Annotated in this window: 9 protein-coding genes; 5 read left to right on the top strand and 4 right to left on the bottom strand. The window is 58.4% G+C overall.

All coding sequences use genetic code 11. The features are described 5' to 3' along the window. The first annotated feature begins 109 nt into the window (after nucleotides 1–109). A complete protein-coding gene (locus CA85_RS03915; protein ID WP_146390018.1) occupies nucleotides 110–892 on the top strand; it encodes a serine/threonine-protein kinase in 783 nt (260 codons plus the stop codon). After that, entirely contained in the window at nucleotides 889–1,797 is a 909-nt protein-coding gene (locus CA85_RS03910) for a hypothetical protein (RefSeq protein WP_146390017.1), read from the top strand. Before CA85_RS03915 ends, CA85_RS03910 begins: the two co-directional genes overlap by 4 nt. A 163-nt stretch (nucleotides 1,798–1,960) precedes the next feature. Here the strand turns inward: CA85_RS03910 and CA85_RS03905 are convergent, their stop codons facing one another. Beyond that, nucleotides 1,961–3,184, bottom strand: a complete 1,224-nt coding sequence (locus CA85_RS03905; RefSeq protein WP_146390016.1) for a trans-sulfuration enzyme family protein — start codon at nucleotides 3,182–3,184, stop codon at nucleotides 1,961–1,963. Between the two features lie 112 nt (nucleotides 3,185–3,296). Then, on the bottom strand, nucleotides 3,297–4,487 hold the full coding sequence (locus CA85_RS03900; protein ID WP_146390015.1) for a trans-sulfuration enzyme family protein: 1,191 nt from the start codon (nucleotides 4,485–4,487) through the stop codon (nucleotides 3,297–3,299). A 395-nt stretch (nucleotides 4,488–4,882) separates the two neighbouring features. On the opposite strand from CA85_RS03900, the gene CA85_RS03895 reads away from it, so the two are divergent. After that, a complete protein-coding gene (locus CA85_RS03895; protein ID WP_146390014.1) occupies nucleotides 4,883–6,217 on the top strand; it encodes a hypothetical protein in 1,335 nt (444 codons plus the stop codon). An 874-nt stretch (nucleotides 6,218–7,091) separates the two neighbouring features. On the opposite strand, the gene CA85_RS03890 is transcribed toward CA85_RS03895, so the two are convergent. Continuing rightward, nucleotides 7,092–8,012: a DUF1571 domain-containing protein gene (locus tag CA85_RS03890; protein ID WP_146390013.1), complete on the bottom strand. Its 921-nt coding sequence runs from the start codon at nucleotides 8,010–8,012 to the stop codon at nucleotides 7,092–7,094. Nucleotides 8,013–8,356: 344 nt separating this feature from the next. Between CA85_RS03890 and CA85_RS03885 the strand changes: the two genes are divergently transcribed. Continuing rightward, nucleotides 8,357–8,827: a hypothetical protein gene (locus CA85_RS03885; RefSeq protein WP_146390012.1), complete on the top strand. Its 471-nt coding sequence runs from the start codon at nucleotides 8,357–8,359 to the stop codon at nucleotides 8,825–8,827. Between the two features lie 447 nt (nucleotides 8,828–9,274). On the opposite strand, the gene malQ is transcribed toward CA85_RS03885, so the two are convergent. Then, the gene (gene malQ, locus CA85_RS03880) at nucleotides 9,275–10,804 is read right to left on the bottom strand and encodes a 4-alpha-glucanotransferase (RefSeq protein ID WP_146390011.1); all 1,530 of its coding nucleotides are present in this window, start codon (nucleotides 10,802–10,804) and stop codon (nucleotides 9,275–9,277) included. A gap of 633 nt (nucleotides 10,805–11,437) precedes the next feature. Between malQ and rpoB the strand changes: the two genes are divergently transcribed. Next, nucleotides 11,438–15,157, top strand: a complete 3,720-nt coding sequence (gene rpoB, locus CA85_RS03875; RefSeq protein WP_146390010.1) for a DNA-directed RNA polymerase subunit beta — start codon at nucleotides 11,438–11,440, stop codon at nucleotides 15,155–15,157. Nucleotides 15,158–15,361 lie beyond the last annotated feature (204 nt).

Below are 15,361 nucleotides of genomic sequence, written 5' to 3'. Positions count from 1 at the left end.
GGTGGAAAAATCGATGTTTTTTTGCCCCTGGCCGTGAGAAGCGGCGATCGCGAGGGACTACAAAGAGTAGGACACTTCTCTTTTTTCGCGAACGAGTGCTTTTCGACCCGTGCTGGATCCTGAGACACGACCGAGTTTGATCGTACGGCTGCGCGATCCCGGTGACCAGTCGGCGCGGTTGCCGTTCCTAGTGATGCCGTTTGTCGCCTGTCACTCGCTGCAGCAACGACTCGATGCCGACGGTCGATTGCCGATGGAGGAGTGTCTGCGAATTGGTTTGCAGGTCAGTTCGGCGCTCGCCGCGGCGCATAAACAAGGGCTCGTTCATCGCGACGTCAAGCCAGCCAACAGTCTGCTCGAACGCGGGACCGAACGCGCCATGCTGACGGACTTTGGATTAGCTCGCGCAGCCGATGATGTCACCGTCACACGATCGGGCGTGATCGCAGGCACACCCGGCTACATGTCGCCGGAGCAGGCCAGAGGCGAGCCCATCGATGTCCGCAGCGATCTGTTTTCACTCGGCACTGTGCTCTACACCATGGCGAGCGGCGTGGCACCGTTTCGGCGCGAAACCAGCTATGGAATTCTGCGAAAGATCACCGACCACCCGCACCGGCCGCTGCGGATGGCTGAGCCGTCGATCCCAGCATGGTACGAGACACTCGTGGATAGGCTGCTCAGCAAGAAGGCCAGCGATCGATTTACGGATGCCGATCAAGTTCAATCTCTCCTGGAGTCGTGTCTCGTGCATGTTCAACAACCTGGAATGAATGTGCCGCCCGAGCTGCAGCCTCTCCGCGACGAGATCGATGCTTTGTCGCAGCGGGTGTCGTCACCGAGTGAGGAAGTCCCCTTTTCTGTTCCTGAAGTCGAAGGAGAATCGAGATGATCGATTTATCTGTCTGGAAATCTGTGAGGCGTATTGGCCTGGCCATGCTCCTCTTGGCGGCCTTGCCGATATCAATGACGTCTGCACAGCAAGACATGAAACGAGTTGATCCGTTTGCTCAACCCAACGACCGTCAACTCAAGGTCGTGATCATGTTGGGCTCAGACTATGACTTTTCCACGCCGCCATTTCTAAATGCGAACACCGTACTGGAGTATCTCAGCAAACTGGAGGATGGTGCCTTCACGCCACCCCGATTTGAGAATGTGGAGTTGGATGTTGAAACACCCCTCCCTCACGAGCATCACGTCACAGTCATCGCGGCAGTCCCGCCTGAGATGGATGAGGCGGAGCGTGAGAAGTTCAAGAAAAAAATCCAACTGATTTCGCTGCGATACGGAATCAATCATGTGGAGGTGATTTCTGGTGAACCGTCATCCAGCGACGGAACTACCGAAGCAGCGGTTTGGCTGCGACTTCCCTTCATGAAGACCGACGAAATGAAAGTACACCTAGCCAAATACGCTAAAATTGCGGTCGCTCTCGCCGATTCGGCTGAAAGCTCCACCCACCAAGCTCGCATTGATATCTACGAACTTCCATCAGCTGACGGCGATCCATTCAGTAACTATGTGGCTTCACCGTACACTTCAAATGACCCAGGCAACCCATTCGGCCAAACACCAACGGCATCCGATGAATCAGTCAAGCGAGTGCCACTGAACGTCGTTGATCCGTTTGCGAGGGACAATGAATCTGATTCTGCTACGCAGCGCAACTCCAGTCCATTTGATGATGTCGATGGCAGCTCCAAACCAAGCTCGAGAAAATACGTGAAGCGATTCAAAGGCGAGAGTCAACCGACGTCACGCGAGCCATCGTCAACGAGCGAGTTCGCGTCATGATGAGCGGCCGGGAGTGAGTTTCGGAGGCACTGCAGCGTGTAGCTGGCGCGTCAGCCCCAGGTTGGAGGTAGTCGAACGCATCAAGCCCCAACGAGCTCGATCCATGACACCCCAATGAAAAACGTCCGAAACAAAATCGACGTCCCCAGCCAGTGGCTCGAGGTCATGCCTTGAAGGCTTGCTCGAGATCGGCCCGCAAGTCGTCGAAGTTTTCCAGCCCCACCGACAAACGGATTAACGAGTCGGTGATGCCATACTTTGCACGCGCTTCCGGAGCGTAGGAGGCGTGGGACATTGTCGCGGGTTGTTCGATCAGCGACTCGACTGCCCCGAGACTCACGGCGAGGTGAAACAGTCGTGTGTTGCTGCAGAATCTCTGAACTGTTTCGAGATCGCCATCGAGCTCGAAAGTGATCATGGCACCAAATCGCTTGGCATCGGTGGTGGCGCCGGGATCAAACAGTTCGCGCGCTCGCGAAATTTGGGGATGCGACGCCAGGCCCGGATAAAGCACCGAGCGAACCCGGTCGTGGGACTCCAGCCACTCGGCTAGCTTCATCGCGGTGGCGGACTGCTCGCGGACTCTCAAGTCGAGAGTTTTGAGCCCTCGTGAGATCAGAAAGCACGTCATCGGATCGAGGACCGCGCCGGTGGCATTTTGAATGAAGTACAGCCGGTCGTGGAGATCTTGATCGGCGACGGCGAGGGTACCGCCCAGGCAATCGCTGTGCCCGCCGAGGTACTTGGTCGCCGAATGCATCACGATGTCAACGCCCAGGTCGAGTGGGCGGATGAGTACGGGCGTGCCGAAGGTATTGTCGACGCCGATGAGCACACCCCGTTTCTTGGCGAGCCGGGTGATCGCCGGTAGGTCCGGAATCGTCATCCGTGGGTTGCCAATCGTCTCGGCCCAAATCAACGCGGTTTGATCCGTGATCGCGGCCTCGACGGCGGCGGTGTCGGTCATGTCAACGAGCGATACGGAGATCCCGTTGGCGTCGCAGATTTGATGCAGCAATCGGTAGGCACCGCCATAAATATCCGTTCCCGCGAGCACATGGTCGCCCGTTCGCAGCAGCATCGTCACGGCGTGGATGGCCGCCATCCCAGAGGAAAACGCAAGTGCTCCGGCGCAGGGAGTGGTCGCTGAACTCTCGAGCGACGCGAGGGTACTCTGCAGCGCCGAGCGGGTCGGGTTGCCGCTGCGTGAGTAATCGTACTGTCCCCACTGCCCCGCACCGGGTTGACGGAAAGTACTGGCAAAATGAACTGGCGGAACAACCGCTCCCGTCGCTGGATCGACTTCACCACCGACATGAATCGCACGGGTGCGGAATCCAGCGAGCGATTCGCTGTTGGGAGGTGTGTTGGATTGAGAGTCGTACATCGTGGTTTGGCCTTCTAGGGTTTGCGGTCAGCGATCGTCTCAGCGATTCGAGATGCAGGGCGTTTGCTACCTGTCTCTCCGCTAGGGGAGAGACTGCCAAGCCAACTTCTGTTTATCGGTTGAGCGCCTGGTCGAGATCGGCGATCAGGTCTGCGGAATCCTCGATGCCGCAGGAGAGCCGGATCATGTTGTCGTCAATGCCGACGGCTTGCCGCTGTTCGGGCGTGTAGTGCAGGTAGCTCATCACGAGAGGTTGTTCGATCAGGGACTCAACGCCGCCGAGGCTCGCTGCGATCCGAGGAATTTTCACGGCATCGACAACCTGGGACGTCTCCTTGCCGCTGGCGTCTTTAATCGTGAACGTCATCAGACCGCCGAAACCGTTCATCTGGTCGCTGGCGACGGCGTGGGTGGGATGCGATGGGATGCCGGGATAGTAGACGCGGCCGACGCGGGGGTGATTGTCCAGGAACGCGGCCACGGCCATGCCATTTTCGTTGTGCCGCGCCATCCGCAACGCAAAGGTCTTGAGTCCCCGTTCGAGCAGATAGAGACTGTGCGGTGAGCAGACGCTGCCGAGGTAGCCACGAAACTCTCGAAGAGGCTTGAGCCGTTCACCGCTGCCGCAGATGGCGCCGGCGAGCAAATCGTTGTGCCCGCCGAAATACTTGGTGGCCGAGTGCAGGACGTAATCGACGCCATACTCAATCGGCTTGACGTTGTAGGGGGTGGCCAAGGTCGCATCGATGAGTGTTTCGATGCCATGGGCCTTGCCGACGGCGGCGAACTTTTCGAGATCGACGCAGGTCAGGTGCGGGTTGGTGGGCGATTCAGACACCAGCATTTTCGTCTTGGGATTGATCGCGGCCTCCATGGCAGCGATATCGCCGGTGCGAACTTCGCGGGTGACAATCCCGTAGCGGGAGAGGTGATCGATGCAGAACTCGCGGCTGCGGTGGTAGCACTCATCGAAGAAGATGACTTCGTCACCGGAGGACAATTGGCTCAGTAGCACGCCGACGACGGCCGCCATGCCGCTGGAATAGAGGATTGCATCCTCGGCGCCATCGAGGGCCGCCAATTTGGCTTCGACGACCCGTTCGTTGGGGTTGCCGTAGCGGGCGTACTCGACCCGGTCGCTGCGGCCTTCGACGAACTCGATGAGGTCATCGGTGCAGTCGAAAGCAAAGGTGGACGCCCCATAGATCGGGCTGGCCAGGGCACCTTCGGAGTTTTGATGTCGCTCGTCACCGTGGACGCTGCGAGTGGAGATGCCGATTGATTGTTCTGAATTGGTTTTCATTGAAATGGCTTTTTAGCAGTGAGGCTGCAAGCGGCCGCAAATCCCTACAAGTTTGCGAGCCAAATTCCGTGCGAAACTTGACTAGAGTGGTTCGCAGCTTAGCGATCGGCAGCGGTTTGGGCAACTGATTTTCTTGATCTTCGTCTTCGCAGCCGGTGCGTGGACATTCCCATCGCCGAAGACCCGCTGCGGAAAAATCGCCGCTGAAGTAGGAATGGATCGATGGACGATCGCCCCGCGGTGGATTTTCCACCCGGCAATGGCGTAGAATGCCCGCGTGTCGTTGGGGTGGTTCCCGTTCTGGTGAGCGGATCTTCGATGTGGCGTTGGCCTGCCGAGCGGTGGGCTGCGTGAGGATAGGGGTTGGAACGCGTCAGTTGTAGTGGATCAAAAAGATGGTAGGTAGAAACCAACGAGGGGGCGAACAATCATGGCTCGCGATCACTCTGTTTGCATTGGCCTTCACGCCCGCTGTGCACTTGGTGGCCCAGGAAACTCCAGCGGTGTCCCCATCGCCAGCGGCGTCCCCGCAGCCTGCCCAGGGGATCGCGACGTTCTCACAGCCACATCTCGCCGGCGATCAAATTGCAGCCGTTTTTCGCGAGCAAGCCCGCGATGTCGCCCCGGGCCCACAGGCAGAGGGTGGGCCGGATGAGGAGGGTGATGCGGCCAGTGGGGCAGAGTCGGCGGGCCCGAATGAGGTCTCGCAGTGGGTCGACCAGCTCGGTTGGACGGAGTTCGCGGTCCGTGAAAAGGCGACCGCCAAACTGCGAGCGCTCGGCAAGCCGGCGTTACCGGACTTGCGTCTCGCCGCCGAGGAGCATGCGGACCTCGAGGTTCGCGTCCGCGCCCGCGATGTCGCTGACGGGATCGCCAGCACTGAAAATGCGGGGCGTATCGATGCGTTCTTGGCTGGGCAGGACGTCCCCATGGAAGGCTGGGACGTCGCTCGCACGATCCTCGGTGACGGGGGCCGCGTGCGTGAATTGTTTGTGGAGATCGTGCTGCGGCATGAATCCGCTGCGGCGGCCCTCGAGGGGGCGACCGCAGATCGATCGGCGGCGTTCCGAGCCACGATTATTGAGATCCAGCGTGGGATGTATGTCGAGCAGCGGTTGCCGACCGAGGCCGATGTGATCACGTTGTTATTGCTCGCCAACGACCGGGACATGCCCGTCAGCCAGGTCGAAGAGGATGCTTTGTTTAGCGTCTTGCAGCGAGAGGCTACTGCGATTTTGTTGCAGGATGCTCAGCTCTCAGGATTGTTTCGCGCTCTGCTCGGTGGCTGGGCGACTCGCGGTGATATTCGAGATCTTCAAAAAATGCTGTGGTTCGCATTGAATTGTGATCTGTCTGAATCGCTGCCGCTAGCCTTGGAAACGCTGCAAAAATCGACCGATCCTCCAACACTTGCCATGGCCATGCAAGCGGTCGCGCGATTCGGCGACGTCAGTCATGTCGCTGCGGTCGCCAAGTTCCTCGATGACGAGCGGGCCGCCAGCGATCTGCAGTATTTCGCAGGGAACGTGATCGAGCCTCAGCTGAGAGATTCCGCCATGGCCACGATCGTGCTGTTGAGTGACCAGTCCCTAGCTGATTTCGACTTGGACGAGAGCGCTCTCCATCCCAAATTCGGGTTTGTCGTCCAGGCGATCGGCTTTCCCGCCGAGAACAACGAGCTGCGCTTGCAAGCGATCGAGAAAGTCAAACGCGAGTTGGTGACAAAGTAGCCAGACGGCTCCGCCCGTCTGAGCTGGGCCGGGCGTGTATCCTTCTCGCGACGGTCGGAGCCGTCGGTCAACAAAGTAGCCAGACGGCTCCGCCCGTCTGAGCTGAGCCGGGCGTGTGTCCTTTCTCGCGACGGTCGGAGCCGTCGTTCGACAAAGTAGCCAGACGGCTCCGCCCGTCAGAGCTGGGCCGGGCGTGTGTCCTTTCTCGCGACGGTCGGAGCCGTCGGTCGACAAAGTAGCCAGACGGCTCCGCCCGTCTGAGCTGAGCCGGGCGTGTGCCCTTTCTCGCGACGGTCGGAGCCGTCGGTCGACAAAGTAGCCAGACGGCTCCGCCCGTCTGAGCTGAGCCGGGCGTGTGTCCTTTCTCGCGACGGTCGGAGCCGTCGGTCGACAAAGTAGCCAGACGGCTCCGCCCGTCTGAGCTGAGCCGGGCGTGTATTCTTTCTCGCGACGGTCGGAGCCGTCGGTCAACAAAGTAGCCAGACGGCTCCGCCCGTCTGAGCTGAGCCGGGCGTGTATCCTTCTCGCGACGGTCGGAGCCGTCGGTCGACAAGGTAGCCAGACGGCTCCGCCCGTCTGAGCTGAGCCGGGCGTGTGCCCTTTCTCGCGACGGTCGGAGCCGTCGGTCGACAAAGTAGCCAGACGGCTCCGCCCGTCTGAGCTGAGCCGGGCGTGTATCCTTCTCGCGACGGTCGGAGCCGTCGGTCGACAAGGTAGCCAGATGGCTCCGCCCGTCAGAGCTGAGCCGGGCGTGTATCCTTCTCGCGACGGTCGGAGCCGTCGGTCGACAAAGTAGCCAGACGGCTCCGCCCGTCTGAGCTGGGCCGGGCGTGTATCCTTCTCGCGACGGTCGGAGCCGTCGGTCGACAATCGCCTACGAATAAAAGTTGTATTCTTTGTTGGCGGGGTCAAAGTCGGCATCGGTCAGTCCCACGTTGACCTTGAGATTGAGGTAGTTGTACTCCTCGATCACTTCGCCTTGACCGCCGGGTTGGTCGGGCCAGTGATAAGCGACGTAGCGGATGGGCATGTTCAGTTGGTCGTCCATGAACACTTGGGCTTGGTAGAATTCCGCATCGGGGCGCTGTGTGGGCTGGGTGACTTCGAGCACGGTGCAAACACGATCTTTCAGTTTTGCGCCTTTGCGGAATTCGCAGGTCACATCTTCGTGCCGCAAGGCTTTTTCGCCTCGCTCGATGAGTTTCACGATCATCTTTTCGACGCCGATTTCAGTCAGTGGGTAGCGTTGGCCACGCATTGCGAGCATGCCGTCGACGGGAAGGTTCACCGTGGGAAGGAACCGGCCTTTGAAGCCGCCCTCGTGCGCGACGATTTTGCCATCGTTGCGGTTCTCGACGTAGATGACTTCACGGCCTTTCACGGCCGCGGGTTTGAGGAAGCCGATATACACGCTGAAGGGCTGAATCAGTTGTCCGCCGGATACTTTGCGGTTTCGGACCTTGATCATCATGTACTCATGATCGCCAACGGTGCCGTCGATCTGTTCACGCTTGACTAGGATCGCGGTGTAGTCGCGGATGTCATTGCGTGAGATCTCCAACGCCTGTCGCGCCATGTCGAGGCCGCGTCGCAATGCTTCCTTACCCGGTTCCTCTTTGGGGACGGTTGTTTTCGCTGCCGACATCGTCGCGTTGGCGACCCGATGGACAGGGTTGGCCCAGTTGGATGGGCCGGCCGGAGACTGGGCAGCGGCGCGGGACGCGATGCTGGAAATCAGACCACCGGTAAGCAGACCTGTGCTCAAGCCCAAAAATTGGCGTCGTGGCGTATTCATCTCATTTCCTCTTCAGCGAAATCCGTTGCTGTTCTCGCGATCCATCGGAAACGGCGGAATCTCATTTGAGGAATCCGCCGCATCCTGCTATCACGTTCCTTGTTGTCATCGGCATTTGAGGCAGGTTCACTCCATCGAGCGGAAGGAACGGCCTCAAGGTTTGACTGATGTCGTAGCCAATGGCGGGAAGACTAGCAGAATGCTTTCGCTGGCGACTAGCCAGATTAATAAATTTGACTTTCACCCCTCCGCTGGCTTAGGCTGATGTTGGATAACCCGTATCATTCCGGTCAGGCGATCTGTGTCTGAACCGCCCCTGAGTCCCCTTTCTCGAGAGTGAATCAATGAAGAATCGTCTGTTTTTTAGTTTTGCTGTGCTTCTGGTCGCCTCCGCTTCTGTGTTTGCTGCGGGGGAGAAGGCGTCTGACAAGGTCGAATTGGAAGGTGTCAAGTGCGCCGTCGCTGACGGCGAAGCCAAAGCGGAGAAGTCCGTGGACTTCAAGAAAGGCAAGGTGTACTTCTGTTGCGGCGGATGTGCTGGGAAGTTTGCGAAGGAGCCCAAGAAATTCACCACCCAGGCCAACCGCCAGCTCGTTCAAACGCACCAATACGTGCAGAAAGCTTGCCCGATCAGTGGTGGTAAGTTGAATCCAGAGACCATGATCAAGGTCGACGGCACGAAGGTTGGGTTCTGCTGCAAGAATTGCAAGGCCAAGGTCGAGGGGGCAGAAGACAAAGAGGCTTCAGAGATCGTCTTTAGCGAAAAAGCCTTCGCCAAGGCCTACAAGAAAGCAGAGAAGAAGCAAGAGGGCTAACGAACGCAGTCCCGTAGTGGACGAGGCGACGAGTCCTCTCAAACCCGTAGTCCTCTCAATCCAAGTATCCCGAAAGGGATGATAGAAAATAGCCGTAGGTCAGCGCAGCGCCCCCTACGTTCGTTCGTTGAAGATGGAGCGTCGACCCCGAAGTGGGTCGCAGACCTCGTCATGAATGATCTTCAGCCCCATTCGGGGTTGGCACGGGTGTTTCTGGTGGTGTTCGCTTGCGCTCAAACCACCGGCTATTTTCTAAAACGCCTTCGGCGTACGAAGGCTTGTGGGTAATCAACATGACGTCACGCGTCGGGTTATCAAGACCGCCTCGCGAACTAAAGTAAGTGCCATTCGCCGGTAAGGCCCCGGGTAACGCCGCCTACCCGGCCGCTTACGCGTCTCGGCTCATTGAATCGACAGCCCGGTCGGCCAACGCCAAGCCGTTGGTCTCTAGCGCCCTGCCCGCTCGGTCGTCTCTTTCAGCTTGTCGGTCAATTCGTCCGTGATCGCGGAGGCGGTTAATCGCCAGGTCCAGTTTCCTGTTGCTTGGCCGGGAATGTTCATGCGGGCTGAGTTGTCCAGGCCGAGCAGGTCCTGCATCGGGATGATCGCGATGCTGCTGGCGGACTGTTCGACAGCGTCGATCAGTTGCCAGTGGATCGGTTCGTTATCGGGACGCTGGTGCGTCTCGATCCATTGGCCCAGTGGATCGGGGTCGGCCGGTTTTCTAGCGTTGAGCCAGCCGACGAGGGTGTCGTTATCGTGTGTGCCTGTGTAGGCAACCGAATCCTCTGGGTAGGTGTTGGGGCGGTGGAAGTCATCTTCGAACTGATCGAACCCGAATTGGAGCACTCGCATGCCGGGGAATCCGAGTTGTTGTCGGAGTTGGTGGACCCCTTCGGTAATCAGGCCGAGGTCTTCGGCGATGAAGGGTAGTTCGCCGAGTGACTCGCGGGCGGCGTCGAACGGTTTGGCGCCCGGTCCAGGGATCCAAGATCCCGAAACCGCTGTTTTCGCGGTCGCGGGGACTGCCCAGTAGGCTTCGAAGCCCCGGAAATGGTCGACGCGGAGGAGGTCGAATTGCCGCAGAGCTTCGCCGAAACGCTCGGTCCACCAGCGGAAGTGCGTTTTCTCGAGGGCTTCCCAGTTGTACTGGGGGTTGCCCCAGAGTTGTCCCGTTTTGCTGAAGTAGTCCGGGGGCACGCCGGCAACGAGAGTGGGTTGGCCTGACGAATCGACAGCGAAGAGCGGTTGGTTGGCCCAGACATCGACGCTTTCATACGCGACGAAGATCGGCATGTCGCCACAAATTTGGACGTCCCGTTCTCCCGCGTACTGTTTCAACGCATGCCACTGGCGATCGAAGAGGAACTGTTTGAACCGAGAGTACTGTATTGGTTCGGCGAGTTCCTCGTCCCAGTGCGCCAGGGCGGCGGGTTCTCGCGTGACCAGATCGCTGGGCCAACGAGACCAATTGGCATCGTCGAAATGCCGCATGATGGCTTCGAAGCGAGAGAACTCGTCCAACCACCGAGCTTGCTTTTTGCAGAATGCCAGTAGCGGGGCGCGGAGAGGGTGGGACGCCGTGTTCTGGAACCGGTCAAATGCCTTGGTCAATGCAGCCTCTTTGTGTTCGGCAGCTGCCGTAAAGTCGCATTGGTCAGGAGTTCTCGGTGCGTTGGTTTGCTCCGAGCCCTTCGCTGTGGCGGCGGGGGCCACATCGGCCTGCTCGAGCAAGCCGTCTTCGACCAGTCCTGTGAGGCTGATCATCAATGGATTGCCCGCGAAGGCAGAATAGGCGCTATAGGGTGAATCGCCTTGGGCCGGTGGGGAGAGCGGGAGGATCTGCCAGAGACGCTGTCCCGCGGCGGCCAGGAAGTCGACGAAGCGGTAGGCTTCGGCCCCGAGGTCCCCTGTGTCCCCTGCCCCCGGCAGGCTGGTAATATGAAGGAGGACGCCGGAAGATCGAGGGAATTTCATGGCGTGAGCAGCAAAAAGGCGAGAGGCTGAGAAAAATTAGCGAGATCGGCGGCGGGTGGGGCAGACGCGGTTTTCCGGCCCCATTGAATCAGAGAGTTCGGGCGAGAGTGTTGGCGTGCCAAAAACATGCAATTTTGTGTGAAATGGCGTGAATTTGGCTCTGCACGGGGGGGCGAGTCGGCAAGCTAGAGCACAAACAGGACCAAAATCGAGGTGTTGCCCTTTGCGGATTCGGAAAATGGGGTTACATTTCACTTTCGACTATCGCTACCCGGTATCCCACAACGCGCGCCATCACTTCTGCTGTCTTTCTCTTCGGATGCAAACTTTTCGTGGAATTGTGCCCTCCACGGCAAGCCTGATTCGTTTCCTGAGAGGTTTTCGTTTCCATTTCCCGCTGATTGCCCCTAGGCATGAGCGTGAGGAGTGGAGTCGATTGGGCTATTTTTGTAGAGATTGCCCCGCGGTGTGCGGTCCTGCACAAGTTTATCGCCGGTTTCGATAGCCAAACTTAAGTTTAGTCATCTCACTCGCTTCCGACGTGGAATGAATCTGGCCGCACCCGAATGGTGGCAGATTCTGGCTCGGGTGCGTGGTGATTTTGTTCTTCCCCGCGAAGGAGCTTCCCTCTCGATGGCAACCACCACCCAGCGTCGACTCGAGCCCACCAGTGTCCGTAACTTTGGAACCGGCCTTGGCCAGTTCGAGTTGCCTGATCTTACCGCCCTGCAGACAGCCTCGTATTCCGCCTTCTTGCAGGCTGATGCGGTGAGCACGGAGCGGAAGGATCAAGGATTGGAGTCGGTGCTGAAAGAGATTTTCCCGATCAGCAGCTATGACGGCAACACCACGCTCGATTACCTGCGCTATGAGCTTGGCAAGCCTCGCTACACGGTTCAGGAATGCCGCCAGTTGCGGTTGACCTACGGGCGTCCGCTGCGGGTTTGGTTGCAGCTCAATCGGGAGGAGCCGATCGAGGAAGAGGTGTACCTCGGGGACCTGCCGATCATGCTCGGTGGCGGTGAATTCGTGATCAATGGCGCTGAACGCGTCGTTGTGAGTCAGTTGCACCGGAGTCCTGGTGTCGATTTCGTGCTCGAACAGGACACGACGACTGACCGCAAGTTGCCTTCGTGCCGGGTGATTCCTGAGCGGGGCTCTTGGATCGAGGTCAACGTGACCAAGAAGGATTCGCTGACCGTTCGGATTGACCAGAGCGGTAAGTTCCCCGCCACGATGCTGCTGCGGGCGATGGACCCCAAGTACAGCACCGACGCCGAGTTGCTCGAGGCGTTCTACGAAACCAAGACGATCAAGATCTCCGGCGGGCAAGACGCGGGCAAGATCGAGAATAAGATCTGTGTCGATGACGTGGTGTACCCGTCCGGTCACGAACGTGCCGGGGAGATCATCATCGAGCCGGGGCACAAGATCAGCGCCGAGTTGGCTGAGACGATCTGCGCCGCGGACGTCAAGAGCGTCGAGGCGATGGACCTGCCGAAGGTGCCGTTGATTTTCCATACTCTCGCTGAAGATACGACAGCGAGTCACGAGGAGGCATTGCTGCGGATCTATCAGCGGCTGCGTCCGGGGAACCCGCCCCAGTTGGAGAAAGCACGCACGCTGTTCCAAGAGAAGTTCTATGACGAGAATCGATACCGCTTGGGCAAGGTCGGTCGTTTCCGCTTGAACCGGAAATTGGGACAGAACGTTAGCGAACAGGAAATGACGCTGCGTCCGGATGATATGATTTCGGCGATTCGATATCTCATTGACTTGTTTGACGCCGATAGCGACGCCGAAATTGATGATATCGATCACCTGGGGAATCGTCGTTTGCGAACGATCGATGAACTCGCCAGCGAAGAGCTCCGCAAGGGCTTCTTGAAGCTGCGTCGGACGGTGCAGGAGCGGATGAGTGTCAAGGACGCTCAGGACATGACGCCCCGTAGTTTGATCAATCCTAAGAGCGTTTCAGCAGCGATTGATTATTTCTTCGGTCGTGGTGAACTGTCTCAGGTCGTTGACCAGACCAATCCGCTCAGCCAGCTCGCTCACGAACGGCGATTGTCGGCCCTTGGGCCTGGCGGTTTGAACCGTAAGCGAGCCGGGTTCGAGGTCCGCGACGTTCACATTTCGCACTACGGTCGGATTTGTCCGATTGAGACCCCCGAAGGTACGAACATTGGTCTGATCAGCTCGTTGGCAATTTTTGCTGGCGTGGACGATTATGGCTTCCTGATCACACCTTTCCGCAAGGTTCAGGACGGGAAGATCAGTGAGCAGACCGTCTGGTTGCGAGCCGACGAAGAAGGCGAGTCGTACGTGGCTCCCGCTGATACCGAGGTCAAGGATGGGGCGCTCGTTCCCGGACCGAACTTGATTGCCCGGTTCCGTAGTGACTTTGAGATCGTGCTGCCTGACCAGGTCAGTTACATGGACGTTGCTCCGGCCCAAATGGTCGGCGTCTCGGCTGGTTTGATTCCGTTCCTCGAGCACGATGACGCTAACCGCGCTTTGATGGGTTCGAACATGCAGCGGCAAGCCGTGCCGCTGCTCGTTGCCGAACCGCCGATTGTCGCGACCGGTATGGAGCGAGAGGTCGCTAAGAACAGTGCGATGGTCGTGCGTGCTCGTCGGTCGGGCAAGGTCACCTACGCCGATGCCACCCGCATCGAAGTCGGTAGCGATCACTATCCGATGAAGAAATATCAGGGGCTCAACGAACGTACCTGCCAGAACCAGAAGCCACTCGTGACGGTCGGCGACAAGGTAGAAAAAGGGCAGATTATTGCTGACGGTGCGGCCACTCGCTTGGGTGAACTCGCGCTCGGGCGAAACGTTCTGGTTGGATTTATGTCCTTCGACGGATTCAACTACGAAGACGCGATCATCATTAGCGAAGAGCTGGTTCGCAACGACACCTATACCTCGATCCATATCGAGGACTTTGATGTCGAGATTCGCGAGACCAAGCTCGGCCGTGAAGAGTTCACTCGCGATATCCCCAATGTCTCGGAAAAGGCGCTCCGCAATCTCGACGATGGCGGGATCGTGCAGATGGGAACCTACGTCAAACCGGGTGATATTCTCGTGGGCAAGGTCAGCCCGAAGAGCAAGACGGAATTGACGCCGGAAGAGAAGTTGCTGCATGCGATCTTCGGTCGTGCTGGCGAGGACGTCAAGAACGATTCCCTCGAGGTTCCCTCGGGGATCGAAGGGATCGTTATCGATACGCAGAAGTTCTCTCGCCGCATGAGCCTCGGTGACGAGGAGCGCAAGGCGTTTGAGAAAGAGCTCAAGCAGCACGAGACGGAGGGGAACGAAGCGATCGCTAGCACGTTCGAATCGCTCGTGCGGGATCTCGAGGAAGCTGCCGGTACGAAGCTGAAGGATGCCACCGGCACCCCGCTCGCCGATGGGCAGGATCCGAAGTTCGTTGCCGAACGTGCCACCACGTTCCGATTCGATCAAGTTCTCGATCAGGTTTCTGATGCGAAACGGGCCGACGTTGAGAAGGTTTACTCGACCCAGTGGCAGAACGTTGAGAACGAGATCGACGAGCGAGATCGGAAACTCAATGCGATGAAACGAGGCGATGAGCTTCGCAGCGGCGTGTTGCAGATGGTCAAGATCTACATTGCGACGAAGCGAACAATCAGTGTCGGTGACAAAATGGCCGGCCGTCACGGGAACAAGGGTGTGATCGCGAAGATCCTGCCGATCGAAGACATGCCGTTCCTGCCCGATGGCACGCCGATCCAGATCATGCTCAACCCGCTTGGCGTGCCCTCGCGGATGAACGTGGGACAGATTCTCGAAACGCACTTGGGATGGGCGGGAGCCAAACTCGGTTTCCAATCCGTGACCCCGATTTTTGATGGTGCTGTCGAAGAGGAAATCAACGATTGCTTGGCGGAGGCTGGATTGCCTGCCCACGGCAAGATCCGTTTGACCGATGGTCGTACCGGTGAACCGATGGAGCAGGAAACGACGGTCGGTTACATCTACATGTTGAAACTGCACCACCTCGTCGATGACAAAGTCCACGCACGCAGCACCGGACCTTACTCGCTCATTACCCAACAACCGCTCGGCGGCAAGGCTCGCTTCGGCGGTCAGCGTTTCGGGGAAATGGAAGTGTGGGCACTCGAGGCTTATGGGGCTGCCTACATTCTGCAGGAACTGCTGACGGTCAAGAGTGACGACGTCGAGGGACGCACCAAGATTTACGAGTCGATGGTCAAGGGTGAGAACACTCTCGAAGCCGGCACACCGGCTAGTTTCGACGTGTTGACCAACGAAATTCGTGGTTTGGCACTCAACATGCAACTCGAGAAGAGACCTATCTAGCGGCCTTCGAGGTGACTCGGTCCTGCCCCACGCGCTTCGCTGCTTGTGATGCGCGTTGGTGGGCGGGTGAGATAGCACCTTTCGAAAGACATTTGAATGTCGGGCATCGCCTGACTTTATCGCGATAACAATCGCTTGAAACCTTCCACTCCCAATTGCTCAACGCATCATCTTGCCGGCAACCCATCGGCGAGAATGCGACGA

The organism is Allorhodopirellula solitaria (genome assembly GCF_007859855.1).
Taxonomy (GTDB): domain Bacteria; phylum Planctomycetota; class Planctomycetia; order Pirellulales; family Pirellulaceae; genus Rhodopirellula; species Rhodopirellula solitaria.
The sequence above is the reverse complement of the archived record's forward strand: the minus strand, read 5'-3'. Positions and strand labels throughout refer to the sequence as shown.